Source organism: Paraburkholderia kirstenboschensis (assembly GCF_904848585.1).
In the GTDB taxonomy this organism is placed as follows: Bacteria; Pseudomonadota; Gammaproteobacteria; order Burkholderiales; family Burkholderiaceae; genus Paraburkholderia; species Paraburkholderia kirstenboschensis.
In genome coordinates this window covers 459,830-477,263 of sequence record NZ_CAJHCR010000005.1, presented here as the reverse complement: position 1 = coordinate 477,263, position 17,434 = coordinate 459,830, and the positions used below count along the sequence as shown (strand labels likewise).

The following is a 17,434-nucleotide window of genomic DNA, read 5'->3' as shown; positions in this document are numbered from 1 at the left end:
CAACGGGCGCACGGACAAGACAGAGCAACGCAGGCATAGAAACACGGAGAGCGAAATGGCAATCAAGCTTCGCAAGCTGATCGTGCAAGTGGACGAAACACGCATTGAAATGGGCCAGAACGTCGATCCGCCGGCACGTCGCGCGGTGGCGATCGCGGTGATCGACAATCCGTATGCGGGCCGCTACGAAGCGAAGCTCGACGCGCTGATCGAAGCCGGCGAGGAACTGGGCGCGCTGCTCGGCAACAGGTGCGTCGAAGCGCTAGGCATTGAACCGGGCGACGCGCAAAGCTATGGCAAGGCCGCGATTGTCGGCGAGGCGGGCGAACTCGAACACGCCGCCGCGATTCTGCATCCGAAGCTCGGCGCGCCGCTGCGCGCGGCTGTCGAAAAGGGCGCGGCGCTCGTGCCGTCGGCGAAAAAAATGGGCACGCTCGGCACCGCGATCGACGTACCTCTCGGCCATAAGGACGCCGCTTTCGTGCGCAGTCATTTCGACGCGATAGAGGCGCGCGTGTCGGACGCACCGCGCGCCAATGAGATCGTGGTCGCGGTGGCCGTGACTGCGTCGGGCCGGCCGTTGCCGCGTATCGGCGGTTTGCAGGCAAGCGAGATCAAGGGCGAGGATGGTTTGCGCTGAGTCTTGCACCGGAAATTGGATGCGATTATTTCGCGGCTCCCCACAAGGGCTTTCTTTCAGGTAGTGTGCTGCCGTTGATGCGTGCGAGCACGGTGCCGCACGCGCCGCAACGTCTGCTGTTCGAGCCTCATGCCCGGTTGGCGCGTGGATCGTCAGCAAGCTGCCGAGGGTCTCGATGCTTTCGAATTTGCTGGTACAACTGGTCAACGGACTCGCCGATGCATCGACGCTTTTTCTCGTCGCCGCCGGCTTGTCGTTGATCTTTGGCGTAACGCGTATCGTCAACTTTGCGCACGGCTCGTTCTACATGTTCGGCATCTACGTTGCCTACAGCATCGCGAGCCGCTTTGGACACACGGCGGGTGGCTTCTGGCTCTCCGTGCTGGCCGCCGCGCTGGTGGTGGCGGTGCTCGGCGCGCTCGTCGAGATGATCGTGCTGAGGCGCATTTATCAGGCGCCGGAGTTGTTCCATCTTCTTGCCACGTTTGCACTCGTATTGATCTTTCGCGACGCCGCGTTGTGGCTATGGGGACCGGAAGATCTGTTCGGCCCGCGCGCGCCGCATCTTGCGGGCGCGGTAGATTTTCTCGGCCATCCGTTGCCGACCTATGACATCGCGCTGATCGTAATCGGCCCTGTGGTTTTGCTGCTGCTGTGGTATGCGTTGACGCGCACGCGTTGGGGCACGCTCGTGCGCGCGGCGACGCAGGACCGCGAGATGCTTGGCGCGCTCGGCATCAATCAGGCGTGGCTGTTTACAGGCGTATTTTTCGTCGGCGCATTTCTCGCAGGGTTGGGCGGGGCGCTGCAAGGGCCGCGTATGTCGGCGAATCTCTCTCTCGATCTAGAGACGATCGGCAATGCGTTTGTGGTCGTCGTGGTCGGCGGCATGGGGTCTATTCCGGGCGCGTTCGTCGCGGCGCTGATCATTGCTGAGATCAAGGCGCTGTGCATCGGCATAGGACATGTGACGATATTCGGCGTCGGTCTCTCGTTGAGCCGCTTTACGCTGGTCGCGGAGTTCGTCGTGATGGCCGTCGTGCTGGTGGTGCGGCCGTGGGGTTTGCTCGGTCGCGCGAGTGCCGCGGTGCGGGGCATGGCAGCGCCCGAAGCGCCTCTGCGTCCTGCGGGAAAGCGGCTCAAGTGGTTCGCCGCGATTGCACTGCTAATCCTGTTGCTCGCGCCGCTCACGGCGAATGCGTTTCCGTATATGCCGGTGCTGCTCGTGGAAATTCTGATCGCGGTGCTGTTCGCGACGAGTCTCCATTTCATCATGGGGCCGGGCGGCATGCATTCGTTCGGTCATGCTGCTTATTTCGGGCTCGGCGCATATGGCGCTGCGCTGTTCCTCAAAGTGTTGAATCTGCCAATGGAAGCCGCATTGCTGCTCGGACCGCTTCTGGCCGTCGCCGGGGCGCTCGTGTTCGGCTGGTTTTGTGTGCGCCTTTCCGGCGTCTACCTCGCGATGCTGACACTCGCGTTCGCACAGATCGTGTGGTCCGTCGTGTTCCAATGGGACGATGTGACGGGCGGCAGCAACGGCATTCTGGGCTTGTGGCCGTCTAACTGGCTGTCGTCGCCGGTGGCGCTTTATTACCTGACGCTTGCGTGCGCGGTGATCGGCGTATGGCTCTTGCGCCGTATGTTGTTTTCGCCGCTCGGTTATGCAATGCGGGCGTCGCGCGATTCGGTGCTGCGCGCGGAGGCTATCGGCATCGACGTGAAGCGCGTGCAATGGGCGGCTTTCGTGATCGCGTCGCTGTTCTGCGGTCTCGCAGGATCGTTGTATGCGTTCTCCAAGGGCACGATCTCGCCGGAGGTGATCAGCGTGAGCCGTTCCGTCGACGGCCTCGTTATGGTGTTGCTCGGCGGCTTGCAGACGCTCACCGGGCCGATAGTCGGCGCGGCTGTTTTCACGTGGCTGCAGGACACCGTCGCGCGGCAGACCGATTACTGGCAAGCGCTGCTGGGCTTCACGATTCTGTTGCTGGTGATCGCGTTTCCGCAGGGCATCGTGGGCTTTATCCGCGATCGCTTCGGCGATGACACTGCCGATAACGCCGAGAACAACGGCCCACAACCGTCGCAACGTACTGCGATCAAGGAGGGGCTATGAGCTTGCTGCACGTATCCGGCCTCTGTAAATCGTTCGGCGGTCTGAAAGCAGTCGACAACGTTTCATTCACACTCGAAGCCGGCCAGCTTCTCGCATTGCTCGGGCCTAACGGCGCGGGCAAATCCACTTGCTTCAACATGGTCAACGGACAACTGCCGCCTTCGTCCGGCTCTATCCGTTTCGACGGACACGAACTCGTCGGCATGCGTCCGCGCGACATCTGGCGGCTCGGCGTGGGCCGGACATTCCAGATCGCGGCGACCTTCAATTCAATGACCGTGCTCGAAAACGTGCAGATGGCCCTCGTCTCACGCGAACGCAAAACTTTCGGCGTGTGGAAGCCCGCGGCCTCGCGCTATGCGGATGAAGCGTTCGCGCTGCTCGAACAGGTCGGCATGGCCGCCGACGCGAACCGCGCATGCGGCGTGCTCGCATATGGCGACGTGAAGCGTGTCGAGCTTGCCATTGCGCTCGCGAACCGGCCGAAGCTTCTGTTGATGGACGAGCCCACTGCAGGCATGGCGCCGAAGGAGCGCAACGAACTGATGGCGCTGACCAAGCGGCTCGTCACCGAGCAGAAAATCGGCGTGCTGTTCACCGAGCACAGCATGGACGTGGTGTTCGCCTACGCGGACCGGATGATCGTGCTCGCGCGCGGCAAGCTGATCGCCGAGGGCGACGGTGACACGATCCGCAACGACCCGCGCGTGCAGGAAGTGTACTTCGGCACCGGCAAGACGTTTCAGCCGCACGCGGCGCTGCACGACATGGCGGGTGGCCATGCAGCAGGAGGAGCGCTGCAATGAGCGAGCCGATGCTGAAAGTAGCGGGCCTCAATGCGTTTTATGGCCGCGCTCACATTCTGTTCGATGTCGGCCTGGAAGTCGGCCGCGGCGAAGTTGTCGCGTTGATGGGCCGCAACGGCGCGGGCAAGTCGACCACCATGAAAGCGGTAATGGGTCTGCTGCCGCGCCGCCAGGGAGAAGTGACCTTTCGCGGCCAGAACATTACTGCGCTGGCGCCCTACAAGATCGCGCGCATGGGCATGGGCTTCGTTCCAGAAGACCGGCGCGTTTTCGCCGATCTGACGGTGATGGAGAACCTCGACACTGGCCGCCAGCCGCCACGCGAAGGCGCGCCGCAATGGACGCCGGAAAAGCTGTTCCGCCTGTTCCCCAATCTCGGCGAAATGCCGAAACGTCCCGGCGGCCAGATGAGCGGCGGCGAGCAGCAGATGCTCACCGTATCGCGCACGTTGATGGGTAATCCGTATCTCGTGTTACTCGATGAACCGTCCGAGGGCGTGGCGCCCGTGATCGTCGAGCAGATGGCTAATATGATTCTCGAACTCAAGCGCGAAGGGCTATCCATTCTGTTATCCGAACAGAACCTGCACTTCGCGGAACTGGTCAGCGACCGCGCGTATGTCCTCGAAAAAGGGCAGATCCGTTTTAGCGGCACGATTGGCGAACTGGCAAGTAACGAAACAGTGAGGCGCGCTTATCTGAGCGTTTGATTCGGCGTGTAATTAGGACAGTCGTTGCGAAAGGAGAGGCAGATGGCAGCAGAGACGTTGACAGGCTTGTCGGGCAAGGTCGCGGTAACGAACATCGGGCTGCTGTTATCCGGCGACATCGATCTGCCGATTCTCGACGCCGACACGCTGGTGATCGACGACGGCGTGATCGTTGCTGTTGGCAAGGAGAAAGACTGCGACCTGGAAGGCGCGCGCACCACTGTCGATTGCAAAGGTACGACCGTCGCGCCCGGCCTGATCGATTCGCATGTGCATCCGGTATTCGGCGACTGGACGCCGCGGCAGAATCAGATGGGCTGGATCGAATCGAATCTGAACGGCGGCGTGACAACGATGATCTCCGCTGGGGAAGTACATTTACCTGGTCGTCCGAAAGATGTGCTCGGCGTGAAGGCGCTGGCGATCACCGCTCAGCGTTCGTTCGAAGGCATGCGCGGCGCGGGTGTCGGCGGCGGCGTCAAGGTGATGGCGGGCGCGCCGGTGATCGAGAAAGGCATGGTCGAGGAGGATTTCAAGGAGTTGTCCGAAGCGGGCGTGAAGCTGCTCGGCGAAGTCGGTCTCGGCAGCGTGAAGGCCGGCGAGGAAGCCGCGCAGATGGTCGCGTGGGCGCGCAAGTACGGCATTCAGAGCACGATTCATACGGGCGGCCCGTCGATTCCCGGCTCGGGCCTGATCGATCGCGACGTGGTGCTCGAGGCCGATGCGGACGTGATCGGCCACATCAACGGCGGGCATACGTCGCTGTCTTACCGGCATGTTTGCGATTTATGCGAGCAGTCGAGCCGCGCGCTCGAGATAGTCCATAACGGCAACGAACGCATCGCACTGCTGACGGCGCGTCATGCAATCGAATTGAAATGCCCGCACAGGATCATTCTCGGCACCGACAGTCCCGCCGGCTCCGGCGTCCAACCCTTGGGCATTTTGCGGATGATCGCGCTCATTTCCAGCCTCGCGGATGTGCCCGCCGAAATCGCGTTCTGCTTCGCGACCGGCAATACCGCGCGCCAGCGCAACTTGCGCCAGGGGTTGATTGAAGTGGGACGTCCCGCCGACCTCGTCTTCATGGACCGCGCGCAACATACGGCCGCGGACACGCTGCTCGAAAGCGTGCAGCTCGGCGACATTCCGGGCGTGGGCATGGTAATGATCGACGGTTTGATCCGTTGCAGGCGCAGTCGTAATACGCCGCCCGCGACCGAAGTGCCGGTCGTGCTGTGAGCACGCAACGTTTAGCGCCCACGGTGCGCTCGTGAACGGGCCGGCGCCGCTCGCACTGAAAGTCAACGGCGCGACGCATCTCGTCAGCGCCGCCGCCGACACGCCATTGCTTTACCTGCTGCGCAACGACCTCGCGCTCAACGGTCCGAAGTTCGGCTGCGGACTCGGCGAATGCGGCGCATGCACGGTGCTGCTCGACGGCGTGCCGACGCGTGCGTGCGTGACGACCGCGAGAGTGGCATCAGGCCACGAGATCACCACGCTCGAAGGATTGGGTACACGTGCCGCGCTGCATCCGGTGCAACAGGCGTTTATCGAAGAGCAGGCCGCGCAATGCGGCTATTGCCTGAGCGGCATGATCATGACGGCGAAGGCGTTGCTCGATCGCGATCCGCATCCCAGTGTGGAAACAATCCAGCGCGAGTTGTCGCGCAACCTGTGCCGCTGCGGCACGCATGTGGAAATCGTGCGTGCTGTGCAGCGCGCCGCTGAACTACTCGCGACGCAGAAGAATGCTTCCGAAGGGGCGCGCGCATGACGGGACCGGACTTCAGCGTCGATCGCCGGGCCGCGCCGCCGTCGCGCAAGCAGTTGTATGACGCGCAGAGCGTGCTGATCGTCATGCGTGCGCCGCAAGCGCCGGTCAAGCCGGCTGTGGGCCAGCCCGGCTCGCGGTCGTCGTTTGTTCCGAGCGAGCCCGATATGTTTCTCGCCGTGCGCGACGACGGCAGTGCGATCGCGTTCAACGGCCACGTCGATCTCGGCACCGGCATCGGCACCGCGCTTGCGCAGATCGTCGCAGAAGAACTGGATCTACCTTTGACGCGCGTGTCGATCGTGCTCGGCCACACGAACGAAACGCCCAATCAGGGGCCGACCATCGCAAGCGCGACGATGCAGATAACGGCAGTGCCGTTGCGGCATGCAGCGGCGCAGGCGCGTCAATGGCTTCTCGCGCAGGCGGCGGCGCGCTTCGGCGTCGGCGTGGAGAAGCTCGATGTACGAGACGGCATGGTGTTCGAACGCGACGGCGACGGCGCCGTAGAGAACGCAAAACGCATCGGCTACGGCGAATTGATCGCGGGGCAGCGAATCGAATTGCAACTGACGACCGACGCGCCTTTGAAGTCGCCGCACGCATACAAGATCGTCGGCAAGAGCGCGCCGCGCGTCGACATTCCCGCGAAGGCAACGGGCGAATTGAGCTTCGTGCACGACGTGCGCGTGCCCGGCATGCTGCACGGCCGCGTTGTGCGGCCGCCGTATGCGGGTATCGCGCAGGGCGATTTTGTCGGCAACAGCCTGCTGCATGTCGACGAAGAATCGATTCGCGACTTGCCTGGCGTCGTCAAAGTAGTCGTCATACGCGACTTTGTAGGCATCGTGGCCGAGCGCGAGGAAGTCGCGCAGCAGGCCGCGAAGCGGCTCGATGTGCAATGGAAAGCCTCGCAACCGTTGCCGCCGCTCGAAACCAGTGAAGAAATAGAAGCCGCATTGCGTGCGAACCCGGCGAACCGGCGCGACCTCGTGATCGACGGCGATGTCGACGCGGCGCTTTCGCACGACCCCAGCCGCACGCTGAATCGCACGTACGTATGGCCGTTTCAGATGCACGCGTCAATCGGCCCTTCATGCGCGGTCGCCGATTATCGTGAGGGCGCGTTGAAACTATGGTCGGGCACGCAGAATCCGCATTCGCTGCGCGCCGACCTTGCATTGCTGATGGCGATGGACGAAGCGCACATCGAAATCGTGCGGATGGATGCGGCCGGCTGCTACGGCCGCAATTGCGCGGACGATGTCGCCGCCGACGCCGCTCTGCTCTCGCGTGCGACCGGCGCCCCGGTGCGCGTGCAACTGTCGCGCGAGGACGAGCATGCGTGGGAGCCGAAGGGCGCGGCGCAATTGATGGACGTGCGCGGCGCATTGAGCGCCGAAGGCGAGTTGGCGGCTTACGACTTCGCGACGCGTTATCCGTCGAACGACGCGCCTACGTTGGCGCTGCTGCTGACCGGCGCGCTATCCGCCCAGCCCCAGGTGTTCGAAATGGGCGACCGCACGGCCGTGCCGCCGTACGATTACCGGTCGATGCGCGTGGTCTGCGACGACACGCCGCCAATCGTGCGGGCGTCGTGGCTGCGCGGCGTGTCCGCGTTGCCGAACACGTTCGCGCACGAGTCGTTCATCGACGAACTCGCCGCCGAAGCAGGCGCCGATCCGGTCGAATTCCGTCTGAAGCATTTGAGCGACCCCCGTGCGGTCGAACTCGTGAAGGCGGTCGCCGAGCGTGCCGGCTGGCAGCCGCGCGAGCCGCGAACCAACCAGCCTCAAGAAGAAGTAGAAGGCGACATCGCGCGCGGCCGCGGCATTGCTTACGCACGCTACGTGCACAGCAAGTTTCCCGGCTTCGGCGCGGCGTGGTGCGCGTGGGTTGCAGACGTCGAAGTGAACCGCCGAAGCGGCGAACTTGCGGTAACGCGCGTGGTGGTCGGCCAGGACACGGGCACCATGATCAACCCCGACGGCGTGCGTCATCAGATTCATGGCAACGTGATTCAGGCGACGAGCCGCGCACTGAAAGAGCGCGTGACGTTCGACCAGAACGCGGTGACGAGTCAGGAGTGGGGTGCGTACCCGATCCTCACGTTCCGTGAAGTGCCCGTGATCGACGTCGTGATGATGCCGCGCCACGGCGAGCCACCGATGGGCGCGGGCGAGTCCGCGTCGCTGCCCGGCGCGGCGGCGATTGCGAATGCGCTGTACGACGCGACCGGCGTGCGTTTTCGCAGGCCGCCGTTCACGCCCGAAACGATCCGCGCGGCGCTGGCCGATGCGCAGGCCGCAGACGCCGCGTCGCGCCGAAAGAAGCGTTGGCGCTTAGGTTTTCTCGGCGCATTTGCTGCGGGCGCTGCGGGCTGGCTCGGTGCGTTGGCGTTGGCGCCGCCGCCCATGGCGCCGATCGCGCCGCCGCTTGCTAGTGCGTTCGCGCCGGAGCTCGTCGCGCGCGGCAAACTGCTGGCCTCGCTCGGCAATTGTGCGGTGTGCCATACGGCGCACAACGGTGTGCCGAACGCGGGCGGCAAGCCGCTCGCAACGCCGTTCGGCACCGTCTACAGCACTAACATCACGCCCGATGCGCAGACGGGCATCGGCTCATGGTCGCTCGAAGCGTTCGTTCGCGCGATGCGCGAAGGCATTAGCCGCGACGGTCATCGGCTGTATCCGGCGTTTCCGTACACGTCGTTCAGGAACACTTCCGACGACGACCTCAAGGCGCTCTACGCTTACCTGATGTCGCAAACGCCGGTTCGCTTCCGGCCGCCGGAAACGAAGCTGGCGTTTCCGTTCAGCGCGCGTCCGCTGATGGCCGCATGGAACGGCCTCTTCCTCGGACGCAATGCGTTCGTTGCGAGCGCGACGCACAGCGCGCAGTGGAATCGCGGCGCGTATCTCGTCAACGGTCTCGGGCATTGCAGCGCATGCCACACGCCGCGCAACGCCTTCGGCGCCGAGAAAACAGGCGCGGCGTTCATGGGCGGGGGCAGCGCGGAAGGCTGGGAAGCGCCCGCGCTGTCGTCGCTCTCGAACTCTCCTGTGCCGTGGAGCGAAGACGAACTGTTCAGCTATCTGCGCTTCGGCCACGCGCCGCTGCATGGCGTCGCGGCTGGGCCGATGGCGCCTGTCGTCGCGGATCTCGCTGCGTTGCCCGACAGCGATATTCGCGCAATGGCACACTATCTTGCGTCGCTCAATCCGGTCGAAGCGAATGTCGATGCCGCCGCGATGGCGCGTCAATACGAACAAGCCAGCGCGATCACCGGCATGCCGGCCGGCGTCGGCGCACGGCTTTTCGACGGTGCATGTGCCGCCTGTCATCACACGGGCAGCGGGCCGCAGCTGTTCGGCGCGCATCCGTCGCTGGCGCTCAATACGAATTTGCACAGCGCGACGCCCGATAATCTGATCCGCGTGATACTCGACGGCATCGGCTCGCCTGCGCGGCCCGAACTCGGTACGATGCCGGCTTACCGCGACAGTTTCAACGACGCCCAGGTCGCCGAGCTTGTGTCGTATCTGCGCCAGCAGTTCGCGGGCGGCAAGCCGGCCTGGCAGGACGTCGCCGCAAGCGTCGCCCGGATTCGCGCGACTCCGCGCGCCGAGTGAGCGTGCAACGCTGCGGCCGGTCAACAGTTCGCTCGAGTGCCGCAGCAACGCCAGATAGAAAACCAACGCATTCCCGCAATCCCTTTGATACGGAGAAACGCATGACCACGCGCGCAAGATGGATCTCTCGCCTCACGCTATCGACGGTGCTGTCGTTCGCCGCCTTCGGCGCGAACGCACAGCAGACCATCAAGATCGGCGAAATCAACAGCTACAAGGCGCAGCCGGCCTTTCTCGGTCCTTACAAGAACGGCTGGAATCTTGCACTGGAACAGATCAACGCCGCCGGAGGCGTGCTCGGCAAAAAGCTCGAAGTCGTTTCACGCGACGACAACGGCAACCCCGGCGACACGATTCGCGTCGCGCAGGAACTGATCGCGCGGGAACAGGTGCAACTGCTGTTCGGTGGTTTCCTGTCGAACACGGGGCTCGCGCTCACCGACTTCGCGAAGCAGAAGAAAATCTTCTTCCTTGCCGCCGAACCGTTGACCGACAAGATCGTTTGGGCGGACGGCAACAAATACACGTATCGCCTGCGTCCTTCCACGTATATGCAGGTTGCGATGCTCGTGCCCGAAGCGGCCAAGCTGAAGAAGAAGCGCTGGGCGCTGGTCTATCCGAACTACGAGTACGGACAATCGGCGGTCGCGACTTTCAAGAAGCTGTTGAGCGCCGCGCAGCCTGACGTGCAGTTCGTTGCCGAGCAGGCCACGCCGCTCGGCAACGTGGATGCGGGCGCGGTCACGCAGGCAATCGCCGACGCCAAGCCCGACGCAATCTTCAACGTGCTGTTCGGCGCCGATCTCGGCAAGTTCGTGCGGGAGGGCAATACGCGTGGCTTGTTCAAGGACCGCAGCGTCGTTTCGCTGCTGACGGGCGAACCGGATTACCTCGATCCGCTGGGCGCCGAAGCGCCGGCCGGCTGGATCGTGACGGGCTACCCGTGGTATTCGATCGACACGCCGGCCAACAAGAAATTCGTGGACGCATATCAGGCGAAGTATCACGACTATCCGCGGCTCGGCTCGGTGGTCGGTTATTCGGCGCTGATGTCGATAGCGGCCGGCATCAAAAAGGCGGGTTCCGTCGATACCGACAAGCTCGCCGCGGCTTTCAAGGGCCTTGGCGTCGAAACGCCGTTCGGGCCGATCACTTATCGCGCGCAGGACAATCAGTCGACCATGGGTGCTTACGTCGGCGTGACCGGTCTGAAGGACGGCAAAGGCGTGATGACGTCGTATCGCTATGTCGACGGCGCGAGCGTTCAGCCGTCAGACGCCGAGGTGAAGAAGCTGCGGCCCGCCGAGTAAGCTTGTTCTCGCGGCGCCAGCGCGCCGCCACGCCTGCGGCGGCCCATGCCGCAGGCGTCCACCAAAGCCGGCGCCGATGCGAGGTGCCGGGCCGCCGGCCGATTTACCGGCCGGCGCGCATGAACTGAAGGCGCTATTCCTCGGCGTCGTGCTCGGCTACGAAGCGCCTCAGATACGCCAGTACGGCTGCTTCGCCCGCGCGATGATCCGCCGTGCTCTTCGAGCCGGCGTTCTCCTCGTCGCCGAACAGCGACGAAGGCGCGTCGTGCACGTCGATTTCCTGCCCCTCGCGGAAGATGCGAATCTCGTGGACGTCTTCCGCGTATTCGGCGATCCAATGCACGCCTTCAATATGCGCACCCGCGCGCACGGTGGGGATTTTCATGGATGTCTCCCGTTCGAGCCGGTCAAGCGCCGACTCTTGATGACACCATACGCCGTCGACGTGAACGGCGCGAGCCCCCGACAGCTTGAGTCAGGACCCCGGCACACGCATTGCTCAGCGAGTAGAGCCACAGTCAATCGGAGAACCGTCATGCCCGAAAAGAAAACCGTCAAGCGTGCCGAAGCCGACAAACGCGCCGGCAAGTCAGCGAGCACGCAAGCTGGAGAGTTCGTCAAGGAGCAGGTGGACAAGGTGCGCGCCGGCAAGCACGGCGTCAGGTCGCCGAAGCAGGCGATCGCCATTGGCCTGTCGGAAGCGCGTCGCGCGGGCGTCGATTTGAAGGCGCCGAAAAAGGGCGCCGCAAGCGAGGCCACGCGCAAGAAAGCCGAGAAGGACAGCGCTGCGGGACAGAAGAAGAGCGCCGCAAAAAAGACGGCCAGTAAGGAGTCGACGGCGAAGCGTTCCCGCGCCACCACCGATGCGCTGAAGCGCGAGAGCAAGGCCGGCGCATCGCATTCGGCGATGTCGAAGCAGGCGAAGACTGCCGCAGCGAAGCGTCCGGCGGCGAGCCGCTCGGCGGCAGCTAAGAAAGCGGCTGCGACCAAAGGTGCGGCGGGCCGTTCGGCTGCGGCAAAGAAGGCGGCTCAGACGCGCGCTTCTCGCGCGCATCATTGAGCCGGGGTGGATCTTACTGCACGGTGGCCAGCACGTCGCCGACAGTCTTGAAGATGTGCGCGATCTGCTCTTCATTGATGATGAGCGGCGGCGAGAACGCAAGAATGTCGCCGGTGAAGCGCACCAGCACGCCCGCTTCGAAGCATTTGACGAATGCTTCGTAAGCGCGTGCGCCCGGCGCGCCGTCGCGCGGTTCGAGTTCGATGCCCGCGATCATTCCGAGGTTGCGGATGTCCTTCACGTGCTTTGCGCCGCGCAGCGAGTGAGCCGCGGCTTCGAAAGTCGGCGCAAGCGACGCGGCGCGCTCGAAGAGTCCCTCGCGGCCGTACAGGTCGAGCGTGGCGATAGCCGCGGCGACGGCCGCCGGGTGCGCCGAATAGGTGTAGCCGTGAAATAGCTCGATCGCGCCTTGCGCGCCCGCGTTGACGATCGTGTCGTGCACCGTGCGGCTTGCCGCGACCGCGCCCATCGGAATGGACGCGTTGTTGATCGCCTTGGCCATCGTGATGAGGTCTGGCGTCACGCCGAAATATTCACTTGCCGTGGCCTTGCCGACGCGGCCGAAGCCCGTGATCACTTCGTCGAAAATCAGCAGGATGCCGTGCTTCGTGCAGATTTCGCGCAGCTTCTGCAGATAGCCTTGCGGCGGAATCAGCACGCCCGTCGAGCCGGCGACCGGTTCCACGATCACGGCGGCAATCGTCGATGCGTCGTGCAGCGTGACGATGCGCTCCAGTTCCTCTGCGAGGTGCGCGCCCCAAGCCGGCTGGCCTTTCGAGAAAGCGTTGTGTTCGAGGTTGTGCGTGTGCGGCAGGTGATCGACCGCCGGCAGCAATGCGCCGGAGAAAGTCTTGCGATTGGGCGCGATGCCGCCGACCGAAATGCCGCCGAAGCCCACGCCGTGATACCCGCGCTCGCGGCCGATCAGGCGCGTGCGCTGCGCCTCGCCGCGCGAGCGGTGGTAGGCGAGCGCGATCTTCAGCGCGGTGTCGACTGATTCGGAACCCGAGTTCGTGAAGAAGATGCGGTCGAGACCCTCGGGCATCAGCTCGGCGACCTTCGTGGCCGCTTCGAACGCGAGCGGGTGGCCCATCTGGAAAGTCGGCGCGAAGTCGAGCGTGGAAAGTTGCTGCGTGATCGCGGCGACGATCTCGTCGCGGCTGTGGCCCGCGTTCACACACCACAGACCCGCGCAGCCGTCGAGCACTTCGCGGCCGTCCGTGCTGCGGTAATACATGCCTTTCGCCGATTCCAGCAGGCGCGGCGCGGCCTTGAACTGGCGGTTGGCGGTGAAGGGCATCCAGAAAGACGACAGATCGTCGATGACGGGGCGCGAAGTCATGGGTTTCTCCTCGAAGTGGTTTCCCGATAGGGACTTCCGTTGGGGCGCCCCTGACGCATTTCCGTGGAGGCACCCCGAGGGCACTTCCCGTGGGCATAGCCAAAACTGTAGCGTTCGCGGTTTAATGGCGGCATAAACAGTTGACGCAGTGTCGCGCTAACTGTGTTGGTGGATTCGCAGCAACTGTGTCGACCGCATCGCCTGGATGACGCGTCGAACAGCAGGTTGCCGCGCGTCGTTTCCGCGTCATTCACTTAGGGCCGTCCGCCGCGGCCGGCTTTTTCGTCCCGACCATGATCGAATTGAACCTTGAGCGCGACAGGCGCGCCGCTCCGACGCTGGTCGACCAGGTCGTGCAAGGCTTCGCCCGGGCGATCGAGGCTCAGTCGCTGCGCGCCGGCGCGTTGCTGCCCTCGGTCCGGCAACTGGCCCAGAGTCACGAACTCAGTACATTCACGGTCACGGAAGCGTACAACCGTCTCGTGTCGATGGGGCTCGTGGTCGCCCGGCGCGGCTCCGGGTATCGCGTGGCGGCGCGCTCGTCGTCCGCGCGGCCCGCGGTGACCGACTGGCAGCCGCCGAGCCTCACCGCGACCTGGCTCCTGTCCGACGTGTTCGCCGATCATTCGGTGCCGATCAAATCGGGCGGCGGCTGGCTGCCGAACGAATGGATCAACGAAACAGGTTTACAGCATGCGCTGCGTGCGATGAGCCGCGTGCCTGCGGCGCGGTTCGGCGACTACGGCCATCCTTACGGGTTCGCGCCGTTGCGCGAGCGCATCGCCGAGCAACTCGACCGGCGCGGCTTGCCGGTCGACGTGTCGAACGTGTTGCTCACGCAAGGCGCGACGCAGGGGCTCGACCTGATCGTGCGGACTTTGCTGCGCGCGGGAGATTCCGTGATCGTCGAAGATCCGGGTTATTGCAACCTGCTGCAGATTCTCAAGCTCGCGGGACTCGTCGTGCATGGCGTGCCGCGCACGCCCGCAGGCGTGGATACCGATGTGCTGGAAGCGCTCGTCGCGCAGCACAAGCCCAAGGCCATTTTCGTCAACACGACGCTGCAGAATCCGACCGGCGCGACCTTCGGCATGTCGGCCGCGTTTCGCTTGCTGCAGATCGCCGAGCGTCAGCGCATGTGGGTGATCGAGGACGACGTGAGCCGCGAACTCGCGCCGTCCGGTGCGCCGCTTTTCGCCGCTATGGAAGGCTTGCAGCGCGTGCTGTATGTGAGCGGTTTTTCGAAGACGGTCACGCCGGGGCTGCGCTGCGGCTATGTGGTCGCGGAGCGCGCGGTGCTGCGTGAACTGGCGCGCACGAAGATGGCGGTGGGGCTGACGTCGTCGGAAGCGATTGAGCGGATCGTGGACAAAGTGCTGCTCGAGGGGCGCTACGCGCGTCACGTGGAAGCCGTGAACGAGCGGCTGAAGCTCGCGCATGCAACCGTCGAGGAGCGGCTCGATTCGCTCGGGCTCGAAGTGTTTCATCGCCCGCGAGCGGGTCTTTTTCTGTGGGCGCGTTTGCCGATCGACCCCGCGCGCGCCGGCGACGTGGCGACCGCCGCGCTCGCGCACGGCATCTGGCTTGCGCCCGGCTCCTACTTCCGTCCCGACGACGCGCCGAGCGCATGGTTCCGCTTCAACGCCCCGTATTCAACCGACGACGCGTTGTGGCGCTTCATCGAGCAGGTTGGGCGTGGCGTGATCTAGCCGCGTGCTGGTGCCCGGATGAACGGGCGCTGACGCATTTACGCGCGGATGGTGTCGATCAGCTTCAGTGCGATCGGATAAAGCGAGCACACCAGCAGCAGCGCCATGGCAATATTGAAAACGCGCAGGCGCTTCGGGTCGGACAGCACGCGGCGCATTGCGGTGCCGAAACCGGCCCACAGGCAGATGCACGGAAAGCCGATTACATAGAACAGCGCCGCCATGGCTATCGCGTTCATGCTATAGCTCTCGCTCAAATGGATCGTCGTGGCGGCGGTCAGTACCATCATCCATGCCTTCGGATTGACCCACTGGAAAGCGATGGCTTCATAGAATTTCATCGGCCTGCGCTCGCCCTGCTTCACTTTCAATTCGCCGGACGTGCCGATTTTCCACGCGAGGTAAAGCAGGTACGCGACGCTCGCGACTTCGAGCACCATGTAGAGCACCGGGAACTGAATAAAGGCTTCGCCGAGCCCGATCCCCACCGACAGCATCAACAGCACGACGCCCGCGCTAATGCCCGACAGATGCGGCAACGTGCGGCGAAAACCGAAGTTGACGCCCGAAGCCAGCAGCATTGTATTGTTCGGACCTGGCGTGATCGTGGTGACGAGCGCGAACAGGATGCCGGCCGGCAGCGCGCTGAGCGTGAAATAAGACATGGCGGACTCCAAGGACTGGCAGAGGACTTTGGAGCATTCTAGCGAGCGTTGCCGGTACAGTACCTGTACGGAGTTTAGGATGGTGTCCGGTACAGACGTCGGCGGAGGACGCTGGCGGTGAGTGGCGGCCGTAAAACGACACAATTAACGAAATCGGCGACAGTATTAGTGAGACTACCGACACAAAAAATGGCACTAATCGCGAGCGCGCGAGAAGTGAGCGCCGAGTCGCAAAGCCTTTCAATCGCCCGGCGATTTCTGTTTGCTGGCAAAGTGCCTTCGGGCATGCGTTAGGCGTCCAAAGGTCAGAGGACGAAAAGAGCGTCGTTTAGCGGTGAGAGCGTTATGCGCATAATGATTAATCCCTATCTGGGCGCAAGCGACAGCCACTCCAAACGTGGATCGCGTTGATACATTTCGGAGCAGCCCCTATTCGGCCAAAGCCGACGCTCGCCGCTCATCCTCCGTGCGGCTGCAGCTCGCCGCTTCGCTGTCGTTCGCAACGCGGCGCAGTCGAACGTCGGCTTCCGGGAGCGGCGAACGAGTCTTGATGACCCGTAGCTGTCGGCCGGATTAGCAAGACCGCAACGGCTGCTTTCCGGTTCCAAACGGGCACTCATTCCTGCCGCCACTAGCATGTTTGTGAGACGCGTCAGTGGTTCGCTTCAGACTTCGGTGCGCGAATCGCTCCTATTCGGACGGTGCCGTGCGCGGTCGCCGGCACCCGCCCGCAAACACGATCGTTTGGGTTGCAACGACGCTGCAGTGAACCGGAGCGTCTGCTGGCAATGACCGCTATGCCAGAAAATGGTGATGCTCTTGGATGAACTGTTCGGGCGTCGTCAATGGCTGGCCCACGATCTCGGCCGCGCTCCTGTCGACGCCGGCAAGCAGGCCTTCCTGTTGATCCACCTTTACTGCCTCGAAATGAGCCGCAAATGAAGGATCGCCATCTAGACCGATAGTCTTGACGAATTCGTCTGGCGACACCTGTTTGAACTGAAGCTCCTTGCCGAGCGTGCTCGCGAGAATACCCGTAAGTTCGATGTGGCTGACTTCAACCGAGCCGGTGAGCGGAATGATCTTGCCGCCGAACGCTTCCGGATTCTCAAGGACTTTTACGACCACACGTGCAATGTCGGCTGCAGAGATGGGCACAAAGCGACTCTCCGGATCGAACGGCGTCAGATAGCGGCCGGCGCGGATCTCAGCGGCCGTATATAACATCCATTCGGCGAAGAAGTTGACTCGCAGGTGCGTCACCGGAACGCCCGACCAGTCGAGAATCTGTTCCGAAAGCCAGTGGCTCATTGTTGCCGGACTGCGAGCATGTGGGCGCGACTGCCGTTGCGACATGTATGCGATCTGCTTCACGCCGTGCTCCCTTGCAGCCTGGGCGAGGATCGCCGTAGCCTCTATCGCGCCTTGTGTCAGTGGATAACAGAAGTAGACGCCGTCGACGCCTTCCGTTGCACGACGGACATCTTCGATCCTGAGCATGTCACCGGTCACGATCTCGGCGCCTAGCTCTTTCAGCACCGCGGAACGATCGTCCTCACGGCGAACGAGAGCCGCGACGTGGTGGCCATTTGCCAGCAAAAAACGAACGGTGGGAGCACCCGTAGCGCCAGTGGAACCTGTCACGAGGAACTTCTTCATATAGACCTCCA

Annotated in this window: 14 protein-coding genes; 10 read left to right on the top strand and 4 right to left on the bottom strand. The window is 63.6% G+C overall.

All coding sequences use genetic code 11. The features are described 5' to 3' along the window. Nucleotides 1-55 precede the first annotated feature (55 nt). From JMY24_RS17450 to JMY24_RS17415, 8 genes are all read left to right on the top strand, one after another. Nucleotides 56-640, top strand: a complete 585-nt coding sequence (locus JMY24_RS17450) for an amino acid synthesis family protein (protein ID WP_201702518.1) — start codon at nt 56-58, stop codon at nt 638-640. 175 nt (nt 641-815) lie between these two features. Next, nucleotides 816-2,756, top strand: coding sequence for an ABC transporter permease (locus JMY24_RS17445; RefSeq protein ID WP_128596086.1), 1,941 nt, complete (start codon nt 816-818; stop codon nt 2,754-2,756). Further along, a complete protein-coding gene (locus JMY24_RS17440; protein ID WP_128596087.1) occupies nt 2,753-3,562 on the top strand; it encodes an ABC transporter ATP-binding protein in 810 nt (269 codons plus the stop codon). Before JMY24_RS17445 ends, JMY24_RS17440 begins: the two co-directional genes overlap by 4 nt. Then, nucleotides 3,559-4,272, top strand: coding sequence for an ABC transporter ATP-binding protein (locus tag JMY24_RS17435; RefSeq protein ID WP_128591648.1), 714 nt, complete (start codon nt 3,559-3,561; stop codon nt 4,270-4,272). The genes JMY24_RS17440 and JMY24_RS17435 overlap by 4 nt, the downstream gene beginning before the upstream one ends. Before the next feature lie 42 nt (nt 4,273-4,314). Continuing rightward, the gene (locus JMY24_RS17430; RefSeq protein ID WP_128591646.1) at nt 4,315-5,514 is read left to right on the top strand and encodes an amidohydrolase family protein; all 1,200 of its coding nucleotides are present in this window, start codon (nt 4,315-4,317) and stop codon (nt 5,512-5,514) included. Nucleotides 5,515-5,545: 31 nt separating this feature from the next. Next, complete coding sequence (locus JMY24_RS17425) at nt 5,546-6,052, top strand: (2Fe-2S)-binding protein (protein ID WP_128596088.1); 507 nt, start codon at nt 5,546-5,548, stop codon at nt 6,050-6,052. Beyond that, nucleotides 6,049-9,678: a molybdopterin cofactor-binding domain-containing protein gene (locus JMY24_RS17420; protein WP_201702517.1), complete on the top strand. Its 3,630-nt coding sequence runs from the start codon at nt 6,049-6,051 to the stop codon at nt 9,676-9,678. The genes JMY24_RS17425 and JMY24_RS17420 overlap by 4 nt, the downstream gene beginning before the upstream one ends. Before the next feature lie 101 nt (nt 9,679-9,779). Beyond that, nucleotides 9,780-10,988: an ABC transporter substrate-binding protein gene (locus tag JMY24_RS17415; protein ID WP_201702512.1), complete on the top strand. Its 1,209-nt coding sequence runs from the start codon at nt 9,780-9,782 to the stop codon at nt 10,986-10,988. Between the two features lie 133 nt (nt 10,989-11,121). On the opposite strand, the gene JMY24_RS17410 is transcribed toward JMY24_RS17415, so the two are convergent. Beyond that, the gene (locus JMY24_RS17410; RefSeq protein ID WP_128591741.1) at nt 11,122-11,373 is read right to left on the bottom strand and encodes a hypothetical protein; all 252 of its coding nucleotides are present in this window, start codon (nt 11,371-11,373) and stop codon (nt 11,122-11,124) included. Nucleotides 11,374-11,523: 150 nt separating this feature from the next. On the opposite strand from JMY24_RS17410, the gene JMY24_RS17405 reads away from it, so the two are divergent. Continuing rightward, nucleotides 11,524-12,048, top strand: coding sequence for a DUF6496 domain-containing protein (locus JMY24_RS17405; protein WP_201702510.1), 525 nt, complete (start codon nt 11,524-11,526; stop codon nt 12,046-12,048). Between the two features lie 13 nt (nt 12,049-12,061). Here JMY24_RS17405 and aptA read toward each other — a convergent pair whose 3' ends face one another. Next, on the bottom strand, nt 12,062-13,390 hold the full coding sequence (aptA, locus tag JMY24_RS17400) for an omega-aminotransferase AptA (RefSeq protein ID WP_128596362.1): 1,329 nt from the start codon (nt 13,388-13,390) through the stop codon (nt 12,062-12,064). A gap of 293 nt (nt 13,391-13,683) precedes the next feature. On the opposite strand from aptA, the gene JMY24_RS17395 reads away from it, so the two are divergent. Continuing rightward, nucleotides 13,684-15,099 carry an aminotransferase-like domain-containing protein gene (locus JMY24_RS17395; protein ID WP_201702508.1) on the top strand — a complete coding sequence of 472 codons (1,416 nt, stop codon included), beginning with the start codon at nt 13,684-13,686 and terminating at the stop codon, nt 15,097-15,099. 38 nt (nt 15,100-15,137) lie between these two features. On the opposite strand, the gene JMY24_RS17390 is transcribed toward JMY24_RS17395, so the two are convergent. Next, nucleotides 15,138-15,764: a LysE family translocator gene (locus JMY24_RS17390; RefSeq protein WP_128598213.1), complete on the bottom strand. Its 627-nt coding sequence runs from the start codon at nt 15,762-15,764 to the stop codon at nt 15,138-15,140. Between the two features lie 795 nt (nt 15,765-16,559). After that, complete coding sequence (locus JMY24_RS17385; RefSeq protein WP_128591245.1) at nt 16,560-17,423, bottom strand: NmrA family NAD(P)-binding protein; 864 nt, start codon at nt 17,421-17,423, stop codon at nt 16,560-16,562. Between the last annotated feature and the right edge of the window lie 11 nt (nt 17,424-17,434).

Bases quoted from the DNA above. Each gene is read 5' to 3' on its own strand.
- JMY24_RS17450 (WP_201702518.1), top strand. From the start codon at position 56: ATGGCAATCAAGCTTCGCAAGCTGATCGTGCAAGTGGACGAAACACGC.
- JMY24_RS17430 (WP_128591646.1), top strand. From the start codon at position 4,315: ATGGCAGCAGAGACGTTGACAGGCTTGTCGGGCAAGGTCGCGGTAACG.
- JMY24_RS17410 (WP_128591741.1), bottom strand. From the start codon at position 11,373: ATGAAAATCCCCACCGTGCGCGCGGGTGCGCATATTGAAGGCGTGCAT.
- JMY24_RS17445 (WP_128596086.1), top strand. From the start codon at position 816: ATGCTTTCGAATTTGCTGGTACAACTGGTCAACGGACTCGCCGATGCA.
- JMY24_RS17405 (WP_201702510.1), top strand. From the start codon at position 11,524: ATGCCCGAAAAGAAAACCGTCAAGCGTGCCGAAGCCGACAAACGCGCC.
- JMY24_RS17395 (WP_201702508.1), top strand. From the start codon at position 13,684: ATGATCGAATTGAACCTTGAGCGCGACAGGCGCGCCGCTCCGACGCTG.
- JMY24_RS17420 (WP_201702517.1), top strand. From the start codon at position 6,049: ATGACGGGACCGGACTTCAGCGTCGATCGCCGGGCCGCGCCGCCGTCG.
- aptA (WP_128596362.1), bottom strand. From the start codon at position 13,390: ATGACTTCGCGCCCCGTCATCGACGATCTGTCGTCTTTCTGGATGCCC.
- JMY24_RS17440 (WP_128596087.1), top strand. From the start codon at position 2,753: ATGAGCTTGCTGCACGTATCCGGCCTCTGTAAATCGTTCGGCGGTCTG.
- JMY24_RS17385 (WP_128591245.1), bottom strand. From the start codon at position 17,423: ATGAAGAAGTTCCTCGTGACAGGTTCCACTGGCGCTACGGGTGCTCCC.
- JMY24_RS17390 (WP_128598213.1), bottom strand. From the start codon at position 15,764: ATGTCTTATTTCACGCTCAGCGCGCTGCCGGCCGGCATCCTGTTCGCG.
- JMY24_RS17435 (WP_128591648.1), top strand. From the start codon at position 3,559: ATGAGCGAGCCGATGCTGAAAGTAGCGGGCCTCAATGCGTTTTATGGC.
- JMY24_RS17415 (WP_201702512.1), top strand. From the start codon at position 9,780: ATGACCACGCGCGCAAGATGGATCTCTCGCCTCACGCTATCGACGGTG.